The 12138-nt window shown below is 62.5% G+C and carries 6 protein-coding genes; 4 read left to right on the forward strand and 2 right to left on the reverse strand.

Annotation, left to right across the window (positions count from 1 at the left end; all coding sequences use genetic code 11):
• The first annotated feature begins 158 nt into the window (after window positions 1-158).
• Together HZR14_RS00560 and HZR14_RS00565 are read left to right on the forward strand one after the other, a co-directional pair.
• Entirely contained in the window at window positions 159-2546 is a 2388-nt protein-coding gene (locus HZR14_RS00560) for an ATP-binding protein (RefSeq protein ID WP_181690921.1), read from the forward strand.
• Window positions 2547-2713: 167 nt separating this feature from the next.
• Window positions 2714-3325 (forward strand): MBL fold metallo-hydrolase, encoded by a 612-nt coding sequence (locus HZR14_RS00565; RefSeq protein WP_181690922.1) that lies wholly within the window; start codon window positions 2714-2716, stop codon window positions 3323-3325.
• Between the two features lie 109 nt (window positions 3326-3434).
• Here the strand turns inward: HZR14_RS00565 and HZR14_RS00570 are convergent, their stop codons facing one another.
• A complete protein-coding gene (locus HZR14_RS00570; RefSeq protein ID WP_181690923.1) occupies window positions 3435-4151 on the reverse strand; it encodes a cytochrome c biogenesis protein CcdA in 717 nt (238 codons plus the stop codon).
• Window positions 4148-4744 carry a thioredoxin domain-containing protein gene (locus HZR14_RS00575; protein WP_181690924.1) on the reverse strand — a complete coding sequence of 199 codons (597 nt, stop codon included), beginning with the start codon at window positions 4742-4744 and terminating at the stop codon, window positions 4148-4150. Before HZR14_RS00575 ends, HZR14_RS00570 begins: the two co-directional genes overlap by 4 nt.
• A 338-nt stretch (window positions 4745-5082) precedes the next feature.
• On the opposite strand from HZR14_RS00575, the gene HZR14_RS00580 reads away from it, so the two are divergent.
• Together HZR14_RS00580 and HZR14_RS00585 are read left to right on the forward strand one after the other, a co-directional pair.
• Complete coding sequence (locus HZR14_RS00580) at window positions 5083-7554, forward strand: efflux RND transporter permease subunit (RefSeq protein ID WP_220132386.1); 2472 nt, start codon at window positions 5083-5085, stop codon at window positions 7552-7554.
• Window positions 7555-7693: 139 nt separating this feature from the next.
• Window positions 7694-11836, forward strand: coding sequence for an Eco57I restriction-modification methylase domain-containing protein (locus HZR14_RS00585; RefSeq protein WP_181691047.1), 4143 nt, complete (start codon window positions 7694-7696; stop codon window positions 11834-11836).
• Window positions 11837-12138: the final 302 nt, after the last annotated feature.

Genomic DNA, 12138 nt, shown 5'->3' on the forward strand with positions numbered 1-12138 from the left:
AACAGCGACAGGAACATAAATCATACGACGGCGATGACGACACGGACGACGATGACGGCGACGGTGGGAGCGACCCGTCCGATATCACGGGCCGAATCGGCCAGTACCGTTATCAACGGGTTCGCCGTACACCGAATCGATGTGTCAGGTGGTGTCGCATGGCTACCGGTGACCGCGAGCCATCGGCGATCGTACTCTACGTCGGCCACGGCACCGTAACCGATCCCGACGGCCGGTTCCGTCTCGAGCGTGTCCCGCCCGGGTCCGTCGCGTCGCGCGCGGCGTCCGCGGACTGTATCGTCGTCGAGGAACCCGGCGGCGGAGTGAGGACGCTCGAACGGCTCCGCGAGACGTCGGTGCCGACCGTCCTCTACGACCGAACGGCGGATCCGACCGTCGCCGCTCGGGCCACCCAACTCGGGGTCACGGAGTACGTCACCGACGGGATGGACGAACGGCCGATCGACCGTATCGCCGCCGTCGCCGGCGTGTCGGGCGAGCGGCCGGCGGACTGCCGAGCGGGGGCCGCGATGGAGTCGCTTCGGGAGGCCCTCGACGACCGGTCGGATCCCTTTAGCGACACCGTAGAAGCGATCCTGCAGGCCGGATGCGAACGGTTCGGGGCGTCGTTCGGAGCGCTCGCGGCGGTCGATGGCTCCTCGTACTCGGTCGTCACCGCGGCTGGCGGGGTAGATCTCGATCGAACGGTGCTTTCACGGACCTTCTGCCGCCGGACGGTCCGTCTGGAGGGTCCGTGTTGTCTTCCCGATACGGGGAACGCGCTCGGAAACGAGGAAGTGACCGGTCCCTTCGACCGGCTCGGGAGCTACCTCGGGACGACCGTCCGGGCCGGAGGGGAACGATATGGGACGGTGTGGTTCGGTACCGAGACGCCGAGACAGCGGTTTTCCGGGTCCGAACGGGGGTTCTTAGAGCTGCTCGCCGGAGCGTTGGGCGGGGAGATCGAGGCCGACCGCCGCCGCCGGGCGCTCCGGGCGACGGCGGACGGACACGAGCGAGCGATCGGTTCGCTCGCCGCCGCCGGTCGGTCGTTCCGGGCGGCGGAGACGGCCACCGAAATCGCCGAAACCGCCGCCGAAACCGCCGCCGAAATCGCCGACGTCGAGATCAGCGCGGTCAGGCTCTTCGAGGACGGTACCCCGGTCGCGAGGGCGGGCAGCCCCGAGGACAGCCGGACCGGCCCGACAGATCGGACATCGAGCCTGGAGCCCCGTCCGGGGGAGTTGATCATCGGGGACGGATCCGGAACCGGCGGCGTCGGGATGCGCTCGGCGACGGTGACACTCGGCGATCGGGGGCTCTTGTCTATCGGTGACGGGACCGGAACGATCACGGAGGCGGAGCGGAGCCGACTCTCGCTGTTGGCGATGCAGGTCGAATCGGCACTACGCCGGGTCGACCGGTCGGGTCCGCCCGACTCGGATATTCCGGAGGGGAAGGGCCGCCCGGAGGATAAGACGGCCCCCGATCGTACGTCCGGGGGCGATCACGACGCGGTCGGAAGCGACCGTGATCGGTTCCAGCACCTCTTCGATTCGCTTCCCGACGCCGCTGTCGACGTCGAGTTCCTCGGTGGCGAACCGATCGTTCGTCGGGTCAACGAGGCGTTCGAGGAGACGTTCGGCCACGAGGAATCGGCCATCAGGGACACGCCGCTCAACGACGCCATCGTCCCGGCGGACCGCGAGGCCGAAGCCGAGCGACTGGACCAAACCTCCATACAGCAGGGCCAAGACTCGGCCGAAGTCGAACGGCTGGCCGCCGACGACAGGCGGACGTTCCTGTTTCGGGGGTTCAGCTACTCCCACGAGGGGACAGAGCGCGGGTTCGGAATCTACACGGACATGACGGACCGCCTCGAACAGGAACGCCGACTTCGGGTCCTTCACCGTGTGTTGCGGCACAACCTCCGAAACGAGATGACCGCGATCATCGGATACGCGAACATCCTGAACGAGGAGGTCGCGGACGAGACGTGTCGCGAGTACGCCGAGCACATCTACGACCGGTCGATGGACGTCTCGAAACTCGGCGATCAGGTCCGACGCATCCAGCAGGCGCTCGACCTCGACCGCCAGCGGGTCGCACTCGACCCGGAGCCGCTCGTGAATACGCTCGTCGACCGGTTCGAAACGGATTATCCGGACGTAACGATCAGCGTCTCGAACGACGCGTCGGGTGAGGTCGTCGGCGACGAACTGCTGAAAGTCGCCGTCGAGAACCTGATCGAAAACGCCGTCCAACACCATCCGGGGGCGGCGACGGTACACATCGGACTGAGCGACGACGACGAGTGGCTCGACATCACGGTCGAGGACGACGGCCCCGGGATCCCCGAACGCGAGCGTGCCATCGTGAGCGGGGATCGAGAGATCACCCAACTGGATCACAGCGTCGGGCTCGGCCTGTGGCTCTCACGGTGGATCGTACGCGGCGTCGGCGGACGGCTCGTCTTCGGGGAACGCACGGACGGCGCGGCGGTGACGCTCCGGTTCCGCCGGGCGGACGGGCAGATCGGGGACTGATACGGACCGTTGTCGTCCGAGCGCGGCCACCGCCGAAACGGTGCGAGCGGTGACCGGTCCATCGGTACGGCGGTCCGTATCGTAGGCTCGGCCGGGGGCCGTTCCGGGCCGACGGTCCCGACGCCGCCGTCCGACGGTATAAATATCCGGGCAGCCGTGGAACACCCATGGACGTAACCAACGTGACGGCGGACGCGGAGACGTTCACCTGCAACGCCTACCTCGTCGAGGGCGAGCGAACCGTCCTCGTCGACGCCGGGGCCTTCGAGGGTGTCGCCGACGTCATCGCCGACCGCACCGACACGGTCGACGCTGTCGTGGTGACACATCAACACAGCGATCACATCGCACAGTTGGACACGGTGTTGGACGCCTTCGACGCGTCGCTGTACGCCTACACCGACCATCCACGGCGGTCGGGCGAACTCAACGACGGCGACCAGGTGTTCGTGGGCGACGAGCCGTTCGACGTCGTCTACACGCCCGGACACGCCGACGACCACGTCGCGTTGGTCTCCGAGACGACGCTTTTCAGCGGCGACGTCGTCGTCCACGACGACGGGGCCTTCGACGACGGAAGCTTCGGACGGACCGATATGCCGGGGCAGTCCAGAGAGCGGCTCATAGAGAGCATCGAGGCGCTGTTGGATGCGATGGGTGGGGACGTCGAACACCTCTATGCCGGACACGGCGGGGCGTTCCACGGGGACGTCCGCGAAATCGTCGAAACCGCCCTGAGCCGGGCAAAAAATCGCGAGCCGAAGTATCCCGAGGACTGATACCGAGTACGCTTGTCTCACAGCGCCACGCACGGTCAACGGGGGTGGCGCTCGGCGGGACACCGCGGGCGTACTCTGTATGATACGGACTGTCGTCGTCCGGGGGCGATCACCCGACGACCGGAAGCGACGGGGGCGTCGGCGGCGCTCCCGGGAGCACCGCGAAGACGAAGACGAGATAATAGAGCGCCACGAGGAGCAAGACCCCGCCGGCGGCACGGTTGATAGGCCCCGAGTACCGCGCGAGCGTCGTCGTGAGTCGGCGGCCGAAGGACTCCGAAAGGAGCGCAAACGCCAAAAGCGGCGTCCCGATACCGAGGCCGAAAAGGACGAATCCGAGCAGGTTCCGCAGTGGCCCCTCGAACAGCACCGCCTGGCGGGCGAAAAAGAGCCCGATGAAGCCGGGGTTACAGGGAACGACGATCCCGCCGAAAAAGAAGCCGTAGCCGAACGCCGAGACGTAGGGACGCTCCGTGTGCGGCGGCTCGACGGACGGAAGCCGGGAGAACCCGCCCGGGTCGACGACCAACACCGCGCCGACGACGGCGAGAACGCCGAACGCCCACGGGCCGAACCGGCCGACGAACCCGCTCTCGATTCCGACCCCGAGGACGACGACGAAGACGTACCCGGCGACCGCCATGAAGCTGATGACGCCCGCGACGACGAGGGTGCCGAGGACGGCGGGGGAGCGTCCCCGGCCGCTGTCATCGCCCGTGCTCGCGAGGTACGAAATGAACGCGGGATACAACGGGAGGACGCAGACGGCCGTCAACGGCGTCACGACGCCGATCCAGAACATCTCCGCGAACGCCATCCAGCTCATTCGCAGGTGGTGTCGATGGCGGCCGCGATCGCCTCGGCGTCGGAGACCTTCTCGATTTCGTGGGCGGTACCGTCGGGACAAAGGAGGATGACCGGCGACTGGGGCGGCGAAACCGCCGTCGGGCCGAACTCCTCGACGAGCGCGTTGGCGACGCTGTTGGGCGCGACGGCGAACCGGCTGTGCTCGGCGTAGCCGTTCTCCTCGGCGTACCCGAGCACGTCGTCCCCGTTCTCGCCGTCGCCGATGTTCAACTGGACGACCGCCCGCTCGTGACCGTACTCGCGCTGGAGCGTGTCTATCCGCCTGTTTTGACTACCGCAGGTGCTACACCAGACGGCGAAGGGGTGGACCAACACCGGCCCATCGAGCCCGGAGACGGTGAAGCGCTCGCCGGTGGTGACGTCGGTCAGCTCCGCCGTCCGCCAGGCGCTCGACCCGTTGGTGCCGTCCCCGCCGTCGCTGCCGTCCCCGTTGCCGCTGTCTCCGTCGCTGCCGTCGCCGCCGTCCGTTCCGTCTCCGGTACCCAGGCATCCCGATACGGCGACAGCGCCGCCGAGGGCGGCCAGAACGTTCCGGCGCGTCCGTCGATTCATCTCCCGGGAGATACACGGGGCGGTGACAAAATCCCCCTGTCGGTCGTGTGATCCCCGAGCACAACCCCGGTCCGGAGCCACGCTCGGAATCCGGAGCCACGTTCGGAATCCGGAGCCACGTTCGGAATCCGGAGCCACGTTCGGAATCCGGAGCCGCGTTCGGAATCCGGAGCCACGCTCGGAAGGTCGGGGTGTCGCTTCCCGCCCCACGAACCACCTCGACCGAGCCGATACGACCGCCGGGGCGGGCGTTTCGCGGCACACTGTGCCCGTCCCCGGCGTCCGACGTTCCGATTGGTTTTTGATGATGTGTCCCGAACGCTCATACGGTAGCGGATTTGATCGAGTACCAGTGGCTAATCGACCGCATCGACGACGCCATCGTCGACCGGTCCAAGACGGTTATCGTCGTGTTCCTCCTCCTTACGGCCCTGTTCGCGGTCGGCCTCGGATCGATCACGACCGAAAGCGGCCAGGAGCCGTTCATCGAGGATCTGCCCTCCTTCCAGGCCGTCGAAGACGTCGATGCGGATTTCAGTCCCGCGTTCTCCGAGGAGACGACGAGTACGACGCTCGTACAGGACTCGGGCAACGTGTTGTCGAAAGGTGCCTTGGTCGACGTATTGAGGACACGCCAGCGGATCCTCAGCAGATCCCAGCTCCGCGCGCGGTCGGTCTCGACGCCGGCGGAGACCGTCGCCACTACGCTCGATCCGTCGGCGAGGACCCCCGAGGAACATCTCCGGGCGGTCGAACGGGCGACGCCGAGAGAAATCGATGCGGCCGTCCGGGAGGCCGCCGAAAATAACTCCGGGTTTAGCAACCAGTTGAGCGACGATTTCACCCCCCAATCGGCAGCGGCTTCGGCGAGTCGTAGCACCGTTACACACGTCGCCGGCCTCGGGGAGGGAACGTCCGGCGGACCGGGCGGCGGCTCGGAGTTCCCGCCGAACCGCGTCGAGCAAATCGACAGCATCGCCCACGAGGAACGCTCCAACATCTGGGTCCAAGCGACGGCACCGGATACCACCGGGACGACCACCGGCCTCGTGTTGCCCGCCTCCCTCGTGCTCATCATCGTCTTTCTGTCGGTCGCCTACCGCGACCCGGTCGACATCGGTATCGGGCTATTGGCGATCGTGATGACGCTGGTCTGGACGTTCGGATTCATCGGATTGGTCGGCATCCCGTTCGCCGTCCTGTTGGTCGCCGTTCCGCCGATTCTCATCGCCGTCGGCATCGACTTCGGTATCCACTCGATCAACCGGTATCGCGAAGAGCGGGTCCGTGGGTTCGGGATAACCGACGCTATGACCCGAACCACCGATCAGATGACCGTCGCCTTCGCGATCGTCGCCGGTACGTCCGCGATCGGCTTCGTTTCCAATACCGCCAGCGCGTTCCCACCGACGCGGGATTTCGGCATCGTCTCTGCCTCCGGCATCGTCTTTACCTTCCTCATCTTCGGTGTTTTCGTCCCGGCGACGAAGATAACGATCGACCGGGCCCGCGAAGCGTACCCGATTTTGACGGTATCCAACACGCCGCTGGGGTCGGAGTCGTCGCCACTGGGACGGCTGCTGTCCGTGGGTGTCGTCGTCTCGAAGCGTGGGCCGCTGCTCTTTCTCGTCGTGGTTGCCATCGCCACCGCCGGTGGCGGAATGTATGCGACCGGCGTGGACACGGGCTTCAGTCCGGACGACTTCCAACCCGCCGAGGAAACGCCGGAGTACCTCCAGTCCTTGCCGGAGCCGATCAGACCACCGGAGCGCTTCGAGTACGTCCGAATCAACAACTACATCGATCGGAACTTCCAGGAGGACGACCAGGTCTTGATGTACCTCGAGCGGCCGATGAACGAGGACAGCGCGCTCGAACAGATCCACCGGGCCGGCCGGACGCCGCCTCCGACGTTCCGAACCGACCGCCGACGTGCCGAGAGCCAAAGCATCGTGACGCTGATTCAATCACGCGCCGAGCGCGATCCCGAGTTCCGCGCGCTCGTCGAACGTAACGACCGAAACGACAACGGAATCCCCGACCGGAACCTCCCGGAGATATACGACGCCCTCGGCGAACCGGCCGACAGCGACCTGAGCGGTTTTCTCGACGAAAACCGCCGGAGTGCGCTGGTGATCTATACGGTCGATGGCGACGCCGATGCCGAGGTCGTCACCGACGACGCCTACGCCGTCTCCGAGCAGTTCCGAACGACGGCCCAACCGACGGGGAGCGTCATCATCTTCGAGGAGGCGCTCTCGCTCGTGTTAGATTCGGTGATCGAGACTCTCGTCTTGACACTCGTCGGTGCCGCCGGGTTCCTCGTGTTCGCCTACTGGGTACTGGAGGGACGGCCCACTCTCGCCCTCGTCAACCTCGTCCCGATACTGGTCACCGTCGTCGCGGTGGTCGCCTCGATGCGGGCGCTCGGGATCGCGTTCAACGCGATCAACGGGACGATCCTGGCCATCGCTATCGGCATCGGGATCGACTACGCGGTACACGTCGTCCACCGCTTTGTCGACGAGTACCACGGCCGTACGCTCTACCCCGCACTCCAGCGGACCGTCGTCGGCACCGGGGGTGCGTTGACCGGCAGCATGCTGACGACCGTCTTCGGGATCGGCGTCCTCGTCCTCGCGCTCAACCCCGCCATCGGCGTCTTCGGGTCGCTCATCTCCCTGAGCGTACTGTATGCCTACCTCTCTTCGGTGTTCATACTCCCGTCGGTGATCGTCGTCTGGGAGCGACTCGCCACCGGTGAGGAGACGTCGTTGCCGTTGGTCGACGCGCTGACCTCCTCTAGGTAATACTGCCGGACGTACGTCTGTGAAGAACCTCGCCATCCGGCATGGCGACTATCGTCAGGAAGGTACAGCCAGCAGTGTCAGCCGGTCACCGCTCCGTCATCTATTTGTGATTTCCACGGACCAGTACGAAATATCCTACATGAGCCAGTCTACTCTCTCCGAACGTCCATACGTCAACTCGAATCTGTTTTCCGGCCACTACCTGGACGAGCGTCTACGAGAACGCGACGAGTGGGACTGCGACGACCGCGCCCGCCAAGCGATGGACGAACTCCGGACGCTCTACGATCTGGAGGGGGACCTCGTCGGCGGCTACGGCGAGGACGCGCTCATCGACAACTGGATCGACGAGGTACTCGACGTCCTCGGTTTCGGAACGCAGGACGAAGTCTCGCTTCCGGACGGGGGTGGCTTTGTCGACGAACTGCTCTTCGAGACGCCAACAGATCGCCGAGACGCCGCAAAGGTCTATCTGGATACCGAAGACACGACCGATCTGTTCGAGCGTGGCATCGGCATCGTCGAGGCCAAACAGTGGGATGCCGATTTCACGGTGCAATTCAGCGAGCAGCGTCCCTATCGAAACGCCTCTCACCAGACCAAGCATTATCTGGAAAACACCCCGCCGAACATCCAGTGGGGCGTGTTGACGAACGGCCGTAAGTGGCGGCTCTACGGTACGAACGACTACGAGACGCAGACGTACTACGAGGTCGATCTTCCCGAACTGCTCCAGCGAGGCGATCCGGAGGCCTTCAAATACTTCTACGCGTTCTTTCGGCCGGCGGCGTTCCGTGAATCCGCGGGGACGAGATTCCTCGATGACGTCTGGTCGGAGAGCGAAACAGCTTCCCAGGAGCTCGGTGAGAGCCTCCAGGATAACGTCTTCACCGCGCTTCGGGTACTCGGCCGTGGATTCGTCGAGACCAACGCCGATCTCGACATCGACCCCGACGACGAGAAAGCCCTGGACGAACTGAAAGAACAGTCGCTCGTGTTCCTCTATCGGCTGATGTTCGTGTTGTACGCGGAGTCCCGAGGACTGATCCATCCCCAGAACCGGTCGGCAAAGGACGAGTACGACCAGAACTTCAGCCTCGACGAGCTCCGATTTGAGATCCACGACACCATCGGCGAGGTCGACGAGGGCTTCGACGGGGAGTTCAGCGACTACTCGACGACGATGTGGCGTCGGCTGGAGGACCTGTTTCGGCTCATCGACGAGGGTGAAGCACACCTCGGTATCCCGCCGTACAACGGCGGCCTGTTCGATCACGAGGCTCACGACTTCCTGTCCGAGCACGAGGTGAGCAACCAGTACCTCGCAGAAGTCATCTACCGGCTCTCGACCACACGGAACGACGAGGGACGGTACGTACTGGCGGACTATGCCGACCTCGACACGCGCCACCTCGGGAGCGTCTACGAGGGGCTGCTCGAACACCAGTTCCGCATCGCACCCGAGCAGTACGCGGCGGTCGCAAAAGACGGCGGCCAGGTCTGGAAGCCGGCCACCGACGTCAGCGTGGCGGCCGCCGCCGAGACCGTCCCCGAGGGCGGCCTGTACGTCGTCAACGACGAAGGCGAGCGCAAGGCGACGGGGGCCTACTACACGCCCGACTACGTGGTCACCTACATCGTCGAGGAGACGGTCGGACCGCTGGTCGAGGAGATACGCGAGGACCTCGTCGACCAAGGCTTCGAACCGGGGACACAGGAGTACATCGGGCCGTTCTTCCGGCGCGTGACCGACCTCCGGATTCTCGACCCCGCGATGGGGAGCGGCCACTTCCTGACGAAAGCCACCGGCTACCTGTCCGAGCAGGTGATGGCCGAGGTCCGCGAGGCCGAAGAGGAGTTCGGCGTGGCGTTCGACGAACAGCACATCCGGCGCGAAATCGCCAAGGAGTGCATCTACGGCGTCGACCTGAACGGGATGGCGGTCGAACTGGCGAAGCTGTCGATGTGGCTGGAGACGCTCGCGGCTGACCGCCCGCTCGCCTTCCTCGACCACCACTTTAAGCAGGGCAACTCACTGGTCGGCTCGGACATCGAGGCTATCGAGGAACTGGAGTCCGATGCGAGCGATGATGACGACTCTCAGGCATCACTTGCAGAGTTCGGCGCGACCCGCGAAGGGACAATTGAACGCCTGATGGACATCTACGGTGAGTTCCTTGCTATCGAGAACGAGACTGTCGAGGACGTTCACGAGATGAAGCGGAAGTACGCCAAAATCGAACGGGATGAGCTTCGGCGGCGACTCGTGGCAATGGCGAACGTTCGTACCGCCGAGAAATTTGAACTTGATGCCCCCAGTGGTGCCTACGAACAGATGGCGAGAGCTCTCGAAGACGACGGGAAGTGGGCCAAAGTAGAAAATCCCGACTGGTTTATAGCTGCTCAGTCAATGGCCGAGGACCGAAATTTCTTCCACTGGAAGTTGGCATTTCCGGAGGTTTTCTATAATTTAGATGGCCAGAAACAAGAAAATCCAGGTTTTGATATGGTGATCGGAAACCCACCGTATGTTCTTGCAGAGGGAATATTCAAAACCTATCTGCAAAATCAATACTCTGCAACACAGTATAAAATCGACCTGTTTCATGCGTTCATCCAGCGTGGCATCGAAGTGCTACAAGACCAGGGTGAATTTGGTTATATTGTGCCAGAGCCCTGGCTCACGATGGAGAATACCGAGGCACTAAGAGAGTACATTCTCGAAAGTTCCTGGATTCAGGAAGTGGTCAGATTCAAAAATGATGTCTTTCAGGAGGCTACTGTCGACACGATTATTCTATTGTTAGAAAAAACAAGCTCTCCCGGTCCTGTAAGCATACTCGAAGCAAACAATCCGGACAATAGTCTTACAGGTACAACCGAGATACGCACAACGGACCAAGAATCATTAGTCAATACTGAACACAAGCGAATTGAAATCCGTCAAAGTACGGGAGAAGAACAAGTATTGACGAAAATTGAGCGTCAATCAATTCCATTTAAAAAAGCGGTTGAAGTTTCAATTGGTATCCAAGCATATGGTCAGGATGACCATACAGACGAACAAATTGAGAATCGTGTTTTCCACGCTGACCATAGAGTCTCAGAAGACTATGTTCCAGAACTGTCCGGGCAAGATGTCTCCAGGTATCGCATTGAACACGACGGCCAGACTTACGTAGAATACGGGAAACATCTCCATCGAGAACGTGAGGAGAAGTACTTCACCGGACCACGGATTCTGGTGAGAGAAATCACTGGAGGAGGTTCACATAGAATCCATGCAGCCTACACAGATTCGGACTACATTAATTATAAAACAATCCTAAGTATAATCCCTCAATCTGAATATAAACCACAGTATCTCGTCGCTGTTCTCAATTCTAAGCTCATATCATGGGTTTTCCTACGCACTTCTAACAAAATTGTGACCGATACTTTCCCACGGATTTCTTTAGACGACATTGAGAGTCTCCCTTTGCCACAGATACGATTTGACACAACCGATGAGACACCTGAGATAGATTTACAAGAGAAATATCATTCGTGTTTGTCTTCTAATGATATTGGGCCAGTAGAACCACTTCTGGAAGATGAACCGCCCCACCCAGAGGTCATTCACGATTTTGTCGCATATCTGGCTGAAGAAATGACAACAATAGTTGACGAAAGAAATTCATTCAATCTCAGTCTGCTTGATTATATTCAATCCTACACAGAGGGGCCAGAACTCATCGACATTGGAACCTACCAGCCGCCAGAAGGCGTCGGCGATACAAAACTGGCCGCCACGAAGGAGGACTATGAAAACATCCGGGTCGGAACAGTCACCTGCGAACGCGAGGACGAGAACACTGTCACAATCCACGCTACCGCCCGCTACAAGCCCGACGATGAGACCGCCCACGAGACCGACCAGTGGGGCTACACCGAAACCGAGCCGATGCCAGCGATGCGCCTGAGTGATCTCTCCGAGACCGAAGCGGACCTCATAGAGGCGTTCGTCCCCGTCGCCGTCGAGGAGGCCGGCGGGTTCGCGGGGTTCCGTGAGACGGCCACGAAGACGAACTCGCTGGTGGACCGCCTGGAGGCGATAACGCTCCCCGATCCGGACGACGTGGCCGGTGATCTCGAACGGTACCGCGAGGCCGTCGAGCGGGCGGCGGAACTCGACGGGAAGATCCAGCGTACCGACGACCTGATCGATGCGATCGTCTACGACCTCTATGGGCTGACCGACGAGGAAATCGAAATCGTCGAGGAAGCCGTGAACGCGGACTGACGGTACGATGTCGACGTCCGTCGTCCCTCGGAAGCCCCACCCTCAGCGAGGCCGTCGGACCGAGCAGGGTGAGGTGGGGTAGGGCGGGGGAGGGTGGGGTAGGGCGGTAGGGTAGTTCACCGCCAATGCGTGGTTCGTTCAGAAATCGTCGGATTCACGCCCGTCCCCGGAACGCTCTACGGTCCGGTGTGCGAACGAGCGTGTCGCTCTCGCCAACGCGGTGAACAGCGGGATCCTCTCCTCGAAAAAAGACAGTCGGGTTCGGCCTACGCATCCCCGGAATACGAATGTGGACCTCCAAC

It is taken from the genome of Natronomonas salinimetallica (genome assembly GCF_013839515.1).
Lineage (GTDB): Archaea > Halobacteriota > Halobacteria > Halobacteriales > Haloarculaceae > Natronomonas.

Bases quoted from the DNA above. Each gene is read 5' to 3' on its own strand.
- HZR14_RS00560 (WP_181690921.1), top strand. From the start codon at position 159: ATGGCTACCGGTGACCGCGAGCCATCGGCGATCGTACTCTACGTCGGC.
- HZR14_RS00565 (WP_181690922.1), top strand. From the start codon at position 2,714: ATGGACGTAACCAACGTGACGGCGGACGCGGAGACGTTCACCTGCAAC.
- HZR14_RS00570 (WP_181690923.1), bottom strand. From the start codon at position 4,151: ATGAGCTGGATGGCGTTCGCGGAGATGTTCTGGATCGGCGTCGTGACG.
- HZR14_RS00575 (WP_181690924.1), bottom strand. From the start codon at position 4,744: ATGAATCGACGGACGCGCCGGAACGTTCTGGCCGCCCTCGGCGGCGCT.
- HZR14_RS00585 (WP_181691047.1), top strand. From the start codon at position 7,694: ATGAGCCAGTCTACTCTCTCCGAACGTCCATACGTCAACTCGAATCTG.